Below are 15,327 nucleotides of genomic sequence, written 5' to 3'. Positions count from 1 at the left end.
CTCCCCGGTCCCTCAGGCTGTCAGGCGGAGATAGAGCATGGGCAGCTTGTGCGGCAGCGCAGCGACATTTGAAATCTGCGCCACATTCCGCCGTCCGAATATCCGGCTGAGATACCCTTCGCCCTCGCTGTCGAGCCCGACTGCAAACACATTGATACCCTGATGGGCGAGTTCGTGCACCGCTTTGCGCGCGTCTTCGACCAGATATTTGCGGTCGGACACATCGATGTCGGACGGCTCACCATCGGTCACGACCAGCACCAGCCGCCGATGGGTGAGTTGGCCGCCGATCTCATGTGCTGCCTGCCGCAGCGCAGCCCCCATACGCGTCGACAGCCCCGGCCTCAGGCCCGCCAGCCGGCTCTTGGCATCATCGCCATAGCGCTCGCCGAAATCCTTGATCCGGTAGTAGCGAAGCTCCTTGCGGCTGTCCGAGCAAAAGGCATGGATCGCAAACGGGTCGTTGAGCCCGGCCATCGCTTCAGCGAGAAGCGCCGTGGCGGCACGCTCCGCCGAGAAGACGGTGGAGTGGGTGCCGGTGACGATATCCTTGGTGCTCTCGGAGATATCCAGCAGCACCAGAACCGACAGATCACGATGCATCAGTGCGGATGACTGGTAGACCCGCGTATCGGGTTCAACCCCGGCCCGCCGGTCGATCATGGCGCGGATCGCGGCATCGAGATCAAGCGAATCCCCTTCAGGCTGGCGTTTGAGCCGGATCGCCCTGCCCACCCGCGCCTGGGAGATCAGCGCCTCGATGCGCCGGTGTTCGGTCGCGTGCCGGTCGAGCACCTGGTCGATGATCGAGGCCCGTGAAGCGACGGGCCGATACTCCATGATCGTCACCCAGTCGCGCCGGGTCGCGCCTGTCGCATAGTCCCATTCGGGCAGCTTGGCGATCGGAATGCCGTGATCGCTGTCGACGGGCCGGATGGAAGAGACCTGACTGTTGGCGTCGCCTCCGGATTCCTGCTTGTCCCTGTCCTGGGGCTGATCCGGGTTCTCGACCTGATTGAGCTGGACGGAATCGAAGACTTCTTCGTCGTCTTCGTTCATCTCGGGCGGAATATCGCCGAAATCGAGAATGCCCATATTATCGTCGCGATAGGCCGGCTGCACGACATAGGTCTTGGCGTTGAACTGCAGCCGCATCTGCCCGATATCATTGCCCAAAAGTCCGCCGATGCGCCGCAGCACAGCCGGATCATCCCAGTCGGGTTCAGCATCGAAGAACAACTTCTTGCCCTTCTGAACCCAGGAATTGTCGTCCTCATAGTCGGGATCGATCAACGCCCGGCTGAGCCGGGCCATCAGGGGCTCGGCCAGCGCCGGCCCGGCAGCCTCCGCAGTGTGAAACCGTCGCCAGAGCCGAAGCAGGCCGGGATATTCGCGACCAGCCAAAATCTCGGCCTTGGCATCTTCAAGCAACGCGACCAGCGCCACCTGCACCGGTTTGAGCGACTTAATCTCAACGCGGTGCGGGGTGTGGGCCCAATGCGCCCCGATATGGGCGATGGCGGCCTTGTAGAGTTGCTCGGCCTCGCTGGCCCGATAACCGGAAAAACTCTGCGGCAGCCTGATCATGTGCCGGTCGAAACTGGCGCGGCGTTGCCCGCCGAGTGCGCTGTTCCCCGGCAGAGGCCGTATAAAGGGTCTGCCCTTCCACAGCACGGTGGCCAGCGATTTAAGCCGTCCCTCGATCTCGCCAAGCGAGACTTCGCCACCTTCCTGCTCAATGACCTGCCAGGCGCTCTTGTCGGCCAGGGCAAAATAGTGGTGCAGCTTTTCGGTGTCGCGCTCGCTTGTCAGCCCGGCGCGCACAAAGGCACGAAGGCCCTCCTGCCGGACATGGGTCAGCAGCATCGGCGTCCGCTCGACAAACACCGCCAGGGCGCCCGGGGCCTCGTCGGCGATATCTTCAAGCAGAGACAGATAATAGCGCACACCATCATCCACCCGGATCGCCGAGATGGCGGCGGGAAGATGTTGAGTTATGGCGGCCATTTCGCTTGGCCCCAGATCCTTGGTCAACGCGCATAATGACCGGGACAGTGCCACGCAGTCTTCAGGCGGGAACCGTCGGGCGCAAGCGGCGCTGGCTCGAATGAAATCGAGAACCAGCGCCCCTCGGCCGCCGCAATCCACGAGCCGCTCGAGATTGGATGACCAGTCTGCAAACAGACGCCGGTCGAGATGTTCGCCAACGGTCGTCAGCACAGGCGCCGTGACCGCTCGGGTCAGTCCCGTGCGGTCGAGGAGATCAAGTGCGGCAGTGGCGGTGGGTTTCACGGCGCGGCCCGCCTCAGCTCAGCGCCGTGATGGCTTCAGTCAATGCATCGCGCAGTTCCGGATCGTCAGTAATCGGCAAGACGATGGCCACATGGCACGCGTCCTTGAGCGCAATGCCTTGCGCCATCAGCCGGCCCGCCTGAATCAACATCCGGGTGGAGGCACCTTCGTCGAGCCCGTGTCCCTTGAGATTGCGCGAGCGCACGCCGACCTGGACCAGCAACTCGGCGGTCTTCTTGTCGATCCCCGCTTCATGCATGACGATCTCGGATTCGATCCCGGCCTCGGGATAGGTGAATTCGAGCGCGGCGAAGCGCTGCTTCGTGGATTCCTTGAGGTCCTTGAGAACGCTCTGATAGCCCGGATTGTAGGAGATCACGATCTGGAAATCGGGATGGGCCTCAATGAGCTCGTTCTTCTTTTCGAGCGGCAGCACCCGGCGGTCATCGGTCAGCGGGTGAATGACGACTGTGGTGTCCTGGCGCGCCTCGACAACCTCGTCGAGATAGCAGATCGCGCCATAGCGAACCGCGATCGACAGCGGCCCGTCATGCCAGACCGTGCCTTCGGCATCGAGCAGGTATCGGCCCACCAGATCCGAGGCCGTCATGTCTTCATGGCAAGCGACGGTGATCAGTGGCTTGTTGAGCCGGTAGGCCATGTGCTCGATGAAGCGGGTCTTGCCACAACCCGTCGGCCCCTTGAGCATCATCGGCATCCGCGCCGCATAGGCGGCTGCGAACTGTTCCCGTTCGTCGCCGACGGCCCGGTAATAGGGCTCGTCCCGTATGAGATAGTCTTGGAGATCCATTTGGAGATCCATTCCGAAGCCCTGATGTTAAGCGGGCAGCCCGACCGGTCCGGTGAGGACCGGTCCTGGCCCCGAGGAGATAAAGGTGCGGGCGACGCCAGGCAGGATGCGCCGCCCGCCAACCGCCTTAGCGGTGTTTCTCGAGTTCGTGCGGAATGCCCTCGATGGGCGCCTCTTCGGTACCCGGCGTCGAGCGCGTGATGGCCTCGACCATTTCCCGGGTGCCTTCGGGGTCGTTGACCCATTTGGCATAGAAGTCATAGGGGCAGGTTGCCACGCCCTGTGCGGTTTCCCCGGAGCCGATCATGCCGGTATAGCCACGGTGAACCAGCTTGTAGAGGTGGTTCTGCGACTGCATGTTCTTGCGGGAATCGCGGATCAGCGAGGTGGAAAGAGCTGCATACTGGATGCCGTTTTCTTCCGTCCCGCATTCGCCGAGCGTCCGGCCGTCGAACCCGATAAGGGCCGAATGACCGAAATAGGAGTAGACCCCGTCAAAGCCCGATGCGTTGGCCACTGCCACATAGGTGTTATTGGCCCAGGCCATGGCCTTTGACATGATCACCTGCTGTTCCTTGGCCGGGTACATATAGCCCTGGCAGCGGATGATCAGCTCGGCGCCGCGCATGGCACAATCGCGCCAGATCTCGGGATAGTTGCCATCATCGCAGATGATCAGCGAGATCTTGAGGCCTTTCGGCCCATCCGACACATAAGTGCAGTTGCCCGGATACCAGCCCTCGATCGGAACCCAGGGCATGATCTTGCGGTATTTCTGCACGATCTCACCCTTGTTGTTCATCAGGATGAGCGTGTTGTAGGGCGCCTTGTTGGGGTGTTCTTCGTGCCGCTCGCCGGTCAGCGAGAACACGCCCCAAACATCCGCCTTGCGGCAGGCCTCGGCAAAGATCTCTGTCTCCTCGCCCGGGATGGACGAGGCGGTCTCATACATTTCCTTCTGGTCATACATGATCCCGTGGGTCGAATATTCCGGGAAGATGACGAGGTCCATCCCCGGCAGGCCGACCTTCATGCCTTCGACCATGCTGGCAATGTTGCGGGCATTGTCCAGCACTTCGGCCTTGGTATGCAGCCGCGGCATCTTGTAGTTGACGACGGCAACCCCGACTGTGTCGTTGCTGCTCGAGATATCACCGTGAAGCATCGTCTCCTCCTTCAAAAATCGGTGTTTGAGTAAGACACCGGCGCCCGCCGCGGGCGTCGATGCGTTCCGCCCTGGTCAGACCCCCATATGCCGATGGACGAGTTCCTCGGTGAGTTCACCGATCTCGCCCGCCGCCATAACGGTCCCCTTTTCCATGATCGCGAAGCTGGAGCTGGCCCGCCGCGCGAAAGTGATGTCCTGCTCGACAAGCACGATCGTGATGCCGTGGTCCTTGTTGAGCGTGATGATCGCCTCCTCGATCTGCTCGACGATGTTGGGCTGGATACCCTCCGTCGGCTCGTCGAAAAGGATGATCTTGGGATCGGTCAGCAGCGCTCGCGCGATGGCGAGTTGTTGCTGCTGGCCGCCGGACAGGTTGCCACCCGCTCGCGGCAGGAATTCCTTGAGGATCGGAAACAGGGAGAAGACCAGGTCCTCGAGTTCCTTGCCGCGGTCGGATGTGCGGGCGAAGCTCCCCATCTTGAGGTTCTCCGCCACGGTGAACCGCGGCAGGATTCCGCGGCCCTGCGGCACATAGCCGATACCGGCCATGGCACGTTTGTGGGTGGGCTCGGACGCAAGGTCCCTTCCATCCAGCCGGATGGCGCCTTCGGTCCGGTCCAAAAGACCGAGAATGGCGCGCATCAGCGTCGTCTTGCCGACCCCGTTCCGGCCAAGCACCGACAGGAAGCCCGACTGTCCAACGGTCAGTTCGACCTGCTGAAGCGTGCGGGAATTGCCGTAATAGCCATCGAGTTTGCTGATCTCAAGCATCGCCAATCCCCATGGATCCGAGATAAACCTCGCGCACTTGCGGATCGGCGCTGATTTCGTCAGCCGTGCCTTCCGCGAGCAGTTGCCCCTGGTGCATGACCGAGATCACGTCGCAGATTTCGCGGACAAACCCCATGTCGTGTTCGACGACGACGATGGTGTGCTTGCCCTTGAGGCGATTACAGATCTCGGCAGTCTTGTGGGTTTCCTGGGCCGTCATTCCGGCCGTCGGCTCATCGAGCAGGATGAGCTCGCTGTCACGCGCCAGCAGGAGCGCGATTTCGAGCCATTGGGTCTGCCCGTGGCTGAGATAGGCCGCCGGCAGGTCGAGCTGATCGGCAAGGCCGACGAACTCGGCCAGCTTTTCCAGCCCGTCCCGGTGGGAGGAATGCCCCGGCCGGAACAGATTGGCGAAAACCCCGGTATTCTTGCAGTTGGCGACTTCGAGATTTTCGTAGACCGTCAACTGCTTGAACACGGACGGGATCTGGAACTTGCGCCCCACCCCGGCCCTGGCGATCTTGTATTCCTCGAGAGAAGCCAGCTCCTTGCCGTCATATTTGATCGAACCGCGCGTCGGCTTGGTCTTGCCGCAAATGAGGTCGAGCGTTGTCGTCTTGCCCGCCCCATTCGGCCCGATCAGGCATCTGAGTTCGCCCTTGTTGATCGTCAGGCCGAGATCCTTGACGGCTGTGAAGCCGCCGAAATCGACCGTGAGATCGGTGATTTGAAGGTGTCCGCTCATCGGCCTACTCCGCTCCCTGCTTGGACACGTTTGCCTCGGCCGGCTCTGATGTTTGTGCCGGAGAAGAGGTGGAACGCTGTGCCGGTCCACGGCCGCGCTTGAGCGCACGGCCGATGATGTCGACAAGACTGGCCAGCCCGTTGGGCAGGAACAGCACGACCAGGACGAACAACGCGCCCATGATCAGCATCCAGGTATCGAGGAAGAACTCGTTCTCTTGCAGCGAGCTCTGTGTGCCTGCCACAAGAATGGCCCCGAGCGCCGCACCCAGAAGGCTCTGCCGGCCACCAACCGCCACCCAGATGACGATGGAGAGCGACAGGGAGACATCGAGGAAGGTGGGCGAGGCGAATTCGAGCACGACGGTGTAGAGCATGCCCGCCAGCCCCGCGATGCCTGCCGACACGCAGAAGGCGAGCACCTTGAACGAGGCGACGTCATAGCCGAAGAACCGGACCCGGTCCTCATGGTCGCGCACCGCCTGCAAGACGAGGCCGGCCTTCGATTTGGTCACCATGAGCGCCACGAACAGACTGACCGTGAGACAGCCGGCCACGAGGAAATAGGTGCTCTTGGAATAGGCGTCGAAGGTGAAGCCGAACAGTTCGAGCTGCGCCAGGTCGGTGATGCCGTTGAAGCCACCGGTCACACTCTGCGCGTCGATTATCAGAAGGTTTGCCACCACCAGCGCGGCGAGCGTGATGATCGCCACATAGACCCCGGTGATCCGCCCCTTGAACATGAACCAGCCCAGAAGGAACGAGACGGCGACCGGCACACCGATGCCCGCGATGATCGCGAAGGGCATGTTGTAGAACGGCACCCAGAACCACGGCAGGCTCTCGACGTTGTTCCACACCATGAAGTCGGGCAGCCCGCCCGCCCCGGTATGCACCGGAACGGTTCTCAGCTTGAGCGCCATGGCCATGCAGTAGGAGCCGAGGCCGAACGCCATGGCCTGGCCGAGATTGAGAATGCCCGCATAACCCCACGAAAGGCTCAGCGCCATCGCCACCATGGCCAGCACCAGATAGCGGGCATAGCGGTTGAGCAGGAAGTCATTGTCGAGAATGAACGGGAAGATGAAGATCGCCAGGCAGACAAGACCATAGACAATGAGCTGGATCAGTGTCTGACGGGAGATCGGCAAACCGGATTTTGAAGGAAGCGCCATGGTCATCAGCTCCGGATGCGGGTTGAGAACAGACCCTGGGGCCGGAACCGGATGAGCACGACGATGGCCAGCAGCACCAGCGCCTTGGCGATGGTGTCATTGTACCAATAGGCCAGCACGCCGTTCATCTCGCCCAGAAGCGTGGCGCTCGCCACGGTTCCGAACAGCGACTGCGCACCGCCGAGCACCACCACGAAGAAGGCATCGACCACATAGGTCGTGCCCATTTCGGGCGACACGGATTTGAGCGGTGCGACCAGCGCCCCGGCCAGGCCCGCGAGCCCCGCGCCATAGGCGAAGGTGAGCGAATAGATCCGCTTGGCATTGATGCCGAAGCACGAGGCCATGCTCTGGTCCTGCACCACGGCACGCAGCTTCATGCCGAAACTGGTACGGTAGAACAGGAACCAGGTGATCGCGAACATCGCGGCCACGAAGGCGAAGATGAAGACCCGGTACCCGGCGACCGAAACGCCGAAGATATTGACCTGTCCAATCAGGATGGAGGGCATTTCGACATAGCGCAATTCGCCGCCGGCCAGGAGCCGCGCCGATTGCTGCAGGATCACCCCGATCCCCCAGGTCGCCAGAATTGTATCGAGTGGCCGCTTGTAGAGGAACTGGATGACACCGCGTTCAACCAGATAGCCCAGCGCCGCCACGCCGATGAAAATGATGACAAGGCTCTCGAGAAGCCCAAGACCGAAGAATGCCTTCAGTGCCCAGGCGCCATACGCCCCGAGCATGAGGAATTCGCCATGCGCCATGTTGATGACGCCCATCGTCCCGTAAATGATCGCCAGTCCAAGGGCGACCAGCAGGAGGATGGAACCGATACTCAGACCGGTAAGAAGCTGTTGCAGCACAAAGTCCATAGGACACCTCTGAGCCCCGCAGGGGAGGTACGCGCCGCCGGCAGGGGCGCCGCGTACCGGTTTTGAAGAAAGTGGTCAGACCTGCTGGAGGCCGTCCTCGGCACAGAGCTGATCGGGATAGGCCGCATAGGGCAGCGGCTTGATCCATTCCGGGCTCTCCTGGAGCACCTCGAACTGCCCGTCCGACTTCGCCATGGCGATTTTCGGCCACAGCCAGGTGTGCAGGTTCTCGCGCTCGAGCAGCACACGACCCTGGGGCGCGATCAGCTCGACGTCCTTGATCGCCTCGCGGATATTCGGCGGGGTGATGTCGGAAGCGGCGAGTTTTTCGACCGCCTGCTTGAACATGTAGACCTGGAAGTAGGACGGCTCGGACACGAAGTGGGTAACCTTGTCGCCGCCCCAGCGGGAGCGGTAGGCCTCCACGAACTTTTCGTTCTCCGGCGACTGGTGAACCATGAAGTAAGGTGCCGAGGTGAAGTGACCGGCAGCGGCTTCGCCACCCATCGCCGCGACTTCGTTCTCCGATGTGGTGAGCGAGGCCATCGGCATCTTTTCCGGATCGAGACCCGCAGCGCGGTACTGGCGGTGCAGAGCCACCACCGAGTCACCAACAACGGTCGAGAAGATCACGTTGGGCTGGGTCGACTGGATCTTGTTGATCACCGAGGAGAACTCGGAGTGCCCCAGCGGCACGTATTCTTCGTTGACGACTTCTGCACCAAGCTCTTCGAGCAGCTTCTTGCAGTAGTTGTTCTCTTCTTTCGGATAGATGTAGTTCGAGCCGATCAGGTAGAACTTCTTGCCGAACTTTTCGACCAGCCACGGAATGAATTCATCCTGCTGCTGGTTGGGAACGGCACCGGTGTAGATGACGTTCTTCGAGCATTCGCGGCCCTCATAAAGGGTCGGGTAGAAGTAGAGGTTGTCGCGGCCTTCGAACACCGGCAGCACCGCCTTGCGGCTGGCCGAGGTGTAGGAGCCGAACACCGACACGCACTTGTCGCCGAGAACCAGCTTCCGGGCCTTTTCCGCAAAGGTTGCGGGGTCGGATGCAGGGTCTTCGACAATCGGATTGATCCGCATGCCGTTAACGCCGCCATTGTCGTTGATTTCCTCGATGGCGAGGATCGTCGCCTTGTTGAGGGATTCTTCGATAATGCCGGTCGTGCCGGTCAGGGAAAAAAGGACCCCGACCTTGATTTCGCCGTTGCTGGCCTGAGCCAGAGCCGTGTTCTTCATCCAGATATGGGGCAGCCCCATACCGGTTGCAGCACCAAGTGCTGCTGAGCCTTTTAGAAAGTTACGGCGCTTTAGTGCCATGGTGAAAACCTCCCGCGCACACAAAAAACCCCCGCACGGCCAGTCAGGCACGGTACGGAGGCGATATTGCCAAGATGATGTTCTACGGCTCTGTTGCCGCAGCCCGGAATTCGGGACGAAATTAGCCTACATGGGCCGCATCAATTGTCAAGCGTGCATACGTATATTTCGCTTAACCTGTTGTCTTTCTTAACGATGTCTGCCCAGTGAACGGCGTTCATCGCTATCCGAAGGCGGCCGCTCACGCGGCGGCCACATCAATGTCCGGCTGACCATCGAGGCAGCGACCGAGGCCACGGTGAGCTGGTTGCGCATCGCAAGCTCGCGCAACTGCCGATAGGCCTCGTCTTCCTCGACCCCATATTCGGACATGATCATCAGCTTCGCGCGTTCCACATCGCGGATCGCACGAAGGTTCTCGTCGAGCCTGCGAATGCGGTCACGCAGACGCTGCTCGTAGCGGAACTGGCTCCAGGCCGTCCGCGTGGCCAGCCGTGCCAGGGTCGGCGGCACCGGGCGTTGCAGCACCGCATGCGGGGCGAGCGCCGCGACCACACGATCGTCGACCACCCCGTTCTGCGGCAGCACAAGCAGCAGCGCCGCTTCTGCATCCCCAGGCAGCCAGGGCAACGCCTGGTCGAGCCCGACCGAGTAATCGCAGATCAGCACATCGGCATCCGCCGACAACCGCGTCGGCATCGGCCAGATCACATTGACCACTGCCCGCGTGCGCCGCAATTCGCGCAGGCATGCCTGCATCTGAGCATCGGGCTCGCAACTCACTGTGATGGTCAGGTTCTGCATGGCGCTGCCGGGCCGGCGATCGCCATTCTTGCTGGGTATGACGCTGTTCACCGCATCCCGCTCCTAAGCCATTCCCGGCCGCATCATGCCGACCAGATAGGGGTCGGCATTGACTGCGGAGAGCGATTGCTGGACCACCTCGAACTGGCCGCCGCGATTGACCTTGCCGATCCGCGACCAGACATTGGCGTGCGAACAGCGCGGGTCGATCGACACCGTGCCCTGAGGCGCCTCGAAGCTTTGCCCCAGCACCATCGGCCGCAGAACATCGGTCTGCAGCGAATTGGTCATTTCGAGTGCGCCAGCAAAAATCTTCACCTGAAAATAGGCTGCCTCGGCGCACATATTCGTCGACTCGCTGTCGCCGTAGCGCCGGCGGTACCGCTCGACAAAGGCCCGGTTGGAGCCACCCTCGATGCTCTGGAAATAGGGCGCGGCGGTGATGTGCCCTTCCCCCACATCCGAGCCCATGGCCTGGATTTCGGCCTCGGTTGTCGTCAGCGACGCGATCGGGGTCTGCTTGGGATCGAGATTGAAGTCGTTGAAGCTTTGATAGAGATAGACGGTGCCGATCCCTACAACGGTCGAGAAGATCACATCGGGCTGCGCCTGCTTGATGTCGCGCATGATCGGGTTGAAATCGTGCCGCTTGGAATTGAGCGGCACATAGCTTTCCCCGACGACCTCGCCGCCATTGCGTTGCAGCAATTCGCGCATGATCCGGTTGGATTCGCGCGGATAGACATAGTCTGACCCCACGAAATAGAAGCGCGAACCATAGCGCTCGGTGAGGTACTCACACAGCGCCATCGAATTCTGGTTCGGCGCCGCGCCGGTGTAGATCACATTGGGCGAATATTCGAACCCCTCGTAAAGCGTGGGATACCAAAGCAACCCGTTGAGCCGCTCGATCACCGGCAGAACCGCCTTGCGGCTCGATGAGGTGTAGCAGCCGAAAATGGTGCTCAACCCATCTTTCGACAGCATGCGATGGGCATAGGCGCGGAACAGCGAATTGTCCGAAGCCGGATCATAGATCACCGGCTGCAATTCCCGGCCATTAATGCCGCCATTGGCATTGATCTCTTCAATGGCGATCATGGTGCCGCGGAACTGGGTGTCCTCGATCAGTGCCATGAACCCGCTTTGCGAGAACAGGACACCGACGCGCCAGGGTTCATTGGTGACTTGCTCGTCCAAACCCGACATCTGGCATAGTCTCCCTGTCACCCCACAAGGGGGCATTGCGCGGAAACCCCTTAGGAGGTTTCCACTGGTTTCGGCGCCCTGTAGCCGCTTGCCGACACCCCTTGTCGAGGCTCGACGCGATCCGAACGCACAGTATTTTGGCTCTTTGGTGGCCTGTGGACTGCGCGTCCGAAGGAAAGTGTCACAGGTTAGGGCCGTCTTGCCCATCCCCCTTTTGGTTGTTCTCCATACGGAGAACTATAAACCGGTCTTTAGCTCGAGAGCAGCTCCTTCAGCTTGTCATCGAGGAATTTGACGTCCACCGGATTGGTGCCAGGACCGCCAGCAAAATGACCCCAGACGGACTCGATCGGAACGAGAGTCGCATTGGGCATGTTGGCCACTTCGAACTCGCTGTCTTCCGGCGGGAAGTAGAGATCGGTTCGGCCCGGCATCACATAGGCCTTGGCCTTGATGGCACCGAGGGCGGCCTTGTAGTCACCTTTGTATATTTCATTATCCGAGATGTCGCCATTCTGCCATGTCCACAGCATGGTCAACAGATTGTTCGGATCTTTGGGAAGGAAGAACCCCTCCCAGAAGGCCACCAGGAAATCCTCAAGCGAGGAATATCCGAGCGTGTTGAGATCCAGCTCTTCACGGTAGAACGCCTGGGAGAAGCCCCAGCCGGCATAAACCCGTGCCGCCGCGCGCAGACCCTTGGCCGGCTTCTCGGTGTACCAGCCATTGTCGAACGCGGCATCGGCCGTCAGCGCCGCCTTGACCCCTTCAAGGAAAACGAAATTGTGCCGCGAGCATTTGGCCGACCCGCAGAACGGCGCGATCAGGTCCATCATGTCCGGATACATCGCTGCCCAGTGATAGGTCTGCAAAGCCCCCATCGACCAGCCGGTCACGAGCCGGATATGCTCGATCCCGAACTTTTCGGTCACCAGCCTGTGCTGCGCCTTGACGTTGTCATAGGCGGTAACCTGCGGGAACCGGGACTGGTTGTAAGGCTCAGGGGTGTTGGACGGAGAAGATGAGAGCCCGTTCCCAAGCATGTTGGGGATGATGATAAAGTACTTGTCCGGGTCGAGGGCCATGCCCTGCCCGACCAGCCATTCATTGTCGTAGTGCTGACCCGAATACCAGGTGGGATAGACGATCACATTGTCCTTGGACGCGTTGAGCGTGCCAAAGGTCTTGTAGGCGAGCTTGCAGTCGCGGAGCGTTGCCCCCCGCTGCAGCGTAAAATCGCCCAGATCGAAAATCTCGTAGTCCACCGTCATGCCCTTCCTCCTCGACAGGCGCCGCACCGAACCGCTTCCCACGGTCCGGTAGCCGTGGTTAGTCCATGCAAATCCTGAGCGATGCGCCCTGCGTGGGGCGTTGATGCCATGCGCAAGGCCGTGGCGGGGAGCCGGGCCGGCGGTTTGGTATACCCGATGAACCCTGAAATCATCGGGCGGACCGGCCGGGCTTGCCTTGTGAAACTGCACACTCGCGCAAAAACACAAAAAGCCCCAGCGTATCCTTGGCGGTAAGGATCTGCATGGAGCTTTGTTGCTCGACCAATTTTACGCGGCGCTTTTGCCGCGGACGGACCACTCCGTCCGTAGAAGCGCAAATCGTAAACCCGCTTTGCGCCTATCGTCAACTGCCTTGCATCGGGGCCACTGCGGGGCGGTCGATCGCGGCAAAACGCACAGGGCGAAAACGCCGCTAATGCAGGGTGAAGCAGCCATCCACGTTGCGGATCTCGGCCGGCTTGATCAGCCTCTCATGGGCGACGGTGACCGAAAACAGCGGCCCCTCGAGCCGATTCTCCCAGAAATCGAGAAACTTGGTGAGTTCGGGAAAGTCCGGGAACAGATCGTAATCCTGCCAGATATATTCCTGGAACAGCGCCAGATGATCGGGCATGCGATAGACGATCTGCGCTGTCGTCATGCCATAGCCTTCGAGTTGGCGGCTCAGTGCTGATTGGCCCATCCTGGTCCTCCTTCGGCATTGCACTAACGCAATCTTAGGACCTTGACCGTTAACAACACGTCGCTAATTGACATTTTTGCATTTATTATCAGATATTTAGCAGCAAACTCGGAAGAGTGCTGCCAAGGCGTTGAATCAGTTTGTGAGCACCGCGGCCTGACGCCGGTAGCGCGCCGGCGCCGTGCCAATCGCCTTCTTGAACACTCGCCCGAATGCCGCCTCCGACCGGTATCCCACTTGCTCAGCGATTTCGATGATCGGCTCCCCGGTTTCCGCCAGCATCTGGCGCGCCCGCTGCATCCGCCAGGCAGTGAGGTAAGCCAGCGGCGTCATCGCCATCAGTTCGACGAACCGGGTTGCGAAAACGGTGCGTGACAACCCGGCAATGCCCGCAAGCGTATCGAGCGTCCAGTTCCGGCCAGGCTCGGCATGGATGGCAGACAGGGCCCGGGCAATTGAACGGTCGCGCAAGCCGGCAAAGACCGGTCTCTGGCTGCCTTCCCCGGACAAATAGGCCCGCAACGCCTGGGCAAAGATGATCTCGGAAAGTTTGAGTGCGATGAGGTCGGACCCGAGACCGCCACGCCCGGCCTCGGCACCGATCACGCGTAGCGTGTGCTCCATGAAGGCCCCGGCGGTCTCCCCGTAATTGCGGATATGCACATAGGCCGGCAGGGCATCGATCATCGGGTGGTTGGCATCAGGGTCGAAAGCGAAATGACCGCAAACGAGCTGGGTCTGTTGATCTCCCTGCTCCGCGCCATAGATCAGGGCCCCCTCACCGGTGAAACCCGACAGTTCGACCACCCGGTCGATCTGAACCGCCTGATGCTCGGTCGCGGGATCGCAATAAAGCCGGTGCGCCACCCCGCGCGGGATGATGATCAAATCGCCCTGCTCGAGCTGGACCGCGGCTTCAACGCCGTCCGGCCGGACAAGACATCGCCCTCGATGCGCGAAATGAAACCGCGCCACGCGCTCGAAAGCCGGCACCTGCACGCTCCAGGGCGAGGTGAATTCGGTGCGGAAGTAAAGGCTGCCGCGCAACCGCAGGAAAGAAAGGATGTCGCTCAACAGGTCCATTGACACCTCCATCCCTCTTTTATCAAAAATTCCGTTTTGAGCAATTCATCCGAACGAATGATCAAGAAAAATGAATTATCAATCATTCAACATGATGTCAGATTGACGTTTCCTCCTCGTCGGCCAATCGGCCAGAACCAGATCCAAATCCGTTCAGGAGGAAACCATGAACACACTCAGAACCGCCATTGCCGCGATCGTATTTGCTGCCCTGCCGATGACCGCGGGCAATGCGTTGGCGCAGGATGCTATGGGGAACGACCCGGCCGAGCTCAACGATCTCGAGATCGCTCATGTCGCCTATACCGCCGACAATATCGACATCCGCTATGCCGAAATCGCACTTGAAAAGTCGCAAAACCAGGCGGTGCGCAATTTCGCCGAGACGATGATCCGCGACCACACCGCGGTCAACGAGCAGGCGCTGGCCCTGCTCGACGAGCTTGGTGCCGAGGCACAGGACAATTTCCTGTCGCAGCAACTCAGCGAGAATGCCGACAAGATCGCCGTAGAACTCGAAAGCCTTGACGGCTCGGCATTCGATCAGCGCTACGCTGAGAACGAACTCGCCTATCACCAGGCGGTCAATCAACTCGTCGGCGATGTCTTCATTCCCAATATCGAGAACGAAGAGGTCAAGGCGTTGTTCGAGGCGGGACACGAGATCTTCCTGGTCCATCAAGGTCACGCCGAGATGATGGTCGAGGCGCTCAAATGATCGGGAAAATGCTCACCCGGCGCACCGTGCTGAAAGGAGGGGCGGCCATCCTGGCCGCTTCTCTGATGCCCTCCGCACCGGCCTCGGCCCATAACGGCATGGTGCATATCCGCATCAAGGGATTTGCCTTTGACCACGACCCAGCGACGGTCAAACCCGGAGAAACGCTGGAGTTCAGCAATGAGGACGCGGTGCCACACACCGCGACCGCTGCCGACGGGAGCTGGGACACAGGCCTGATCGCCCCGGGAACAAAGGCTTTCGTCGTCTTTGGGGCCGGGTTCGGCACCGACTATTTCTGTCGGTTTCACCCGAACATGAAGGCCAGTCTCGCCGCTGAATAAGCGGCCAAACCATCGCCCGGCCGCCAAAATGCAGCT

15 protein-coding genes are annotated in these 15,327 nt (G+C 60.6%); 2 read left to right on the top strand and 13 right to left on the bottom strand.

Annotation, left to right across the window (positions count from 1 at the left end; all coding sequences use genetic code 11):
- Positions 1–12 precede the first annotated feature (12 nt).
- From G489_RS19060 to G489_RS0104435, 13 genes are all read right to left on the bottom strand, one after another.
- On the bottom strand, positions 13–2,292 hold the full coding sequence (locus G489_RS19060; protein WP_051332304.1) for a nitric oxide reductase activation protein NorD: 2,280 nt from the start codon (positions 2,290–2,292) through the stop codon (positions 13–15).
- A 13-nt stretch (positions 2,293–2,305) separates the two neighbouring features.
- Positions 2,306–3,103, bottom strand: coding sequence for a CbbQ/NirQ/NorQ/GpvN family protein (locus tag G489_RS0104490; protein ID WP_029040523.1), 798 nt, complete (start codon positions 3,101–3,103; stop codon positions 2,306–2,308).
- A gap of 127 nt (positions 3,104–3,230) precedes the next feature.
- A complete protein-coding gene (locus tag G489_RS0104485; protein WP_029040522.1) occupies positions 3,231–4,268 on the bottom strand; it encodes an aliphatic amidase in 1,038 nt (345 codons plus the stop codon).
- Between the two features lie 75 nt (positions 4,269–4,343).
- Entirely contained in the window at positions 4,344–5,042 is a 699-nt protein-coding gene (urtE, locus tag G489_RS0104480) for an urea ABC transporter ATP-binding subunit UrtE (protein WP_029040521.1), read from the bottom strand.
- A complete protein-coding gene (gene urtD / locus G489_RS0104475; RefSeq protein ID WP_029040520.1) occupies positions 5,035–5,787 on the bottom strand; it encodes an urea ABC transporter ATP-binding protein UrtD in 753 nt (250 codons plus the stop codon). Before urtD ends, urtE begins: the two co-directional genes overlap by 8 nt.
- A gap of 4 nt (positions 5,788–5,791) precedes the next feature.
- On the bottom strand, positions 5,792–6,961 hold the full coding sequence (gene urtC, locus G489_RS19055; protein ID WP_245578811.1) for an urea ABC transporter permease subunit UrtC: 1,170 nt from the start codon (positions 6,959–6,961) through the stop codon (positions 5,792–5,794).
- A gap of 5 nt (positions 6,962–6,966) precedes the next feature.
- Complete coding sequence (urtB, locus tag G489_RS0104465; RefSeq protein ID WP_029040519.1) at positions 6,967–7,836, bottom strand: urea ABC transporter permease subunit UrtB; 870 nt, start codon at positions 7,834–7,836, stop codon at positions 6,967–6,969.
- Between the two features lie 75 nt (positions 7,837–7,911).
- Complete coding sequence (locus G489_RS0104460; RefSeq protein ID WP_029040518.1) at positions 7,912–9,159, bottom strand: transporter substrate-binding protein; 1,248 nt, start codon at positions 9,157–9,159, stop codon at positions 7,912–7,914.
- 189 nt (positions 9,160–9,348) lie between these two features.
- Entirely contained in the window at positions 9,349–10,014 is a 666-nt protein-coding gene (locus tag G489_RS19050) for an ANTAR domain-containing protein (RefSeq protein ID WP_051332303.1), read from the bottom strand.
- 12 nt (positions 10,015–10,026) lie between these two features.
- Positions 10,027–11,172 carry a transporter substrate-binding domain-containing protein gene (locus tag G489_RS0104450; RefSeq protein ID WP_029040517.1) on the bottom strand — a complete coding sequence of 382 codons (1,146 nt, stop codon included), beginning with the start codon at positions 11,170–11,172 and terminating at the stop codon, positions 10,027–10,029.
- A gap of 251 nt (positions 11,173–11,423) precedes the next feature.
- Positions 11,424–12,443: an alpha/beta fold hydrolase gene (locus G489_RS0104445; RefSeq protein WP_029040516.1), complete on the bottom strand. Its 1,020-nt coding sequence runs from the start codon at positions 12,441–12,443 to the stop codon at positions 11,424–11,426.
- Between the two features lie 433 nt (positions 12,444–12,876).
- Positions 12,877–13,146: an usg protein gene (locus G489_RS0104440; RefSeq protein ID WP_029040515.1), complete on the bottom strand. Its 270-nt coding sequence runs from the start codon at positions 13,144–13,146 to the stop codon at positions 12,877–12,879.
- A 135-nt stretch (positions 13,147–13,281) separates the two neighbouring features.
- Positions 13,282–14,229, bottom strand: coding sequence for an AraC family transcriptional regulator (locus G489_RS0104435; protein ID WP_029040514.1), 948 nt, complete (start codon positions 14,227–14,229; stop codon positions 13,282–13,284).
- Between the two features lie 166 nt (positions 14,230–14,395).
- On the opposite strand from G489_RS0104435, the gene G489_RS0104430 reads away from it, so the two are divergent.
- Positions 14,396–14,947: a DUF4142 domain-containing protein gene (locus G489_RS0104430; RefSeq protein WP_029040513.1), complete on the top strand. Its 552-nt coding sequence runs from the start codon at positions 14,396–14,398 to the stop codon at positions 14,945–14,947.
- An 8-nt stretch (positions 14,948–14,955) separates the two neighbouring features.
- On the top strand, positions 14,956–15,291 hold the full coding sequence (locus G489_RS0104425; protein WP_155889311.1) for a cupredoxin domain-containing protein: 336 nt from the start codon (positions 14,956–14,958) through the stop codon (positions 15,289–15,291).
- The last annotated feature ends 36 nt before the right edge of the window (positions 15,292–15,327 follow it).

Source organism: Cucumibacter marinus DSM 18995, assembly GCF_000429865.1.
GTDB classification, from domain to species: domain Bacteria; phylum Pseudomonadota; class Alphaproteobacteria; order Rhizobiales; family Devosiaceae; genus Cucumibacter; species Cucumibacter marinus.
Note: the sequence above shows the minus strand (reverse complement) of the source record. Positions and strands in the feature narration are given on the sequence as shown.

Excerpts from the sequence above, each read along its gene's own strand:
- G489_RS0104485 (WP_029040522.1), bottom strand. The coding sequence starts at position 4,268 with ATGCTTCACGGTGATATCTCGAGCAGCAACGACACAGTCGGGGTTGCC.
- urtD (WP_029040520.1), bottom strand. The coding sequence starts at position 5,787 with ATGAGCGGACACCTTCAAATCACCGATCTCACGGTCGATTTCGGCGGC.
- G489_RS0104460 (WP_029040518.1), bottom strand. The coding sequence starts at position 9,159 with ATGGCACTAAAGCGCCGTAACTTTCTAAAAGGCTCAGCAGCACTTGGT.
- G489_RS0104440 (WP_029040515.1), bottom strand. The coding sequence starts at position 13,146 with ATGGGCCAATCAGCACTGAGCCGCCAACTCGAAGGCTATGGCATGACG.
- G489_RS0104450 (WP_029040517.1), bottom strand. The coding sequence starts at position 11,172 with ATGTCGGGTTTGGACGAGCAAGTCACCAATGAACCCTGGCGCGTCGGT.
- G489_RS0104490 (WP_029040523.1), bottom strand. The coding sequence starts at position 3,103 with ATGGATCTCCAAGACTATCTCATACGGGACGAGCCCTATTACCGGGCC.
- urtB (WP_029040519.1), bottom strand. The coding sequence starts at position 7,836 with ATGGACTTTGTGCTGCAACAGCTTCTTACCGGTCTGAGTATCGGTTCC.
- G489_RS0104435 (WP_029040514.1), bottom strand. The coding sequence starts at position 14,229 with ATGGACCTGTTGAGCGACATCCTTTCTTTCCTGCGGTTGCGCGGCAGC.
- G489_RS0104445 (WP_029040516.1), bottom strand. The coding sequence starts at position 12,443 with ATGACGGTGGACTACGAGATTTTCGATCTGGGCGATTTTACGCTGCAG.
- urtC (WP_245578811.1), bottom strand. The coding sequence starts at position 6,961 with ATGGCGCTTCCTTCAAAATCCGGTTTGCCGATCTCCCGTCAGACACTG.
- G489_RS0104425 (WP_155889311.1), top strand. The coding sequence starts at position 14,956 with ATGCTCACCCGGCGCACCGTGCTGAAAGGAGGGGCGGCCATCCTGGCC.
- urtE (WP_029040521.1), bottom strand. The coding sequence starts at position 5,042 with ATGCTTGAGATCAGCAAACTCGATGGCTATTACGGCAATTCCCGCACG.
- G489_RS0104430 (WP_029040513.1), top strand. The coding sequence starts at position 14,396 with ATGAACACACTCAGAACCGCCATTGCCGCGATCGTATTTGCTGCCCTG.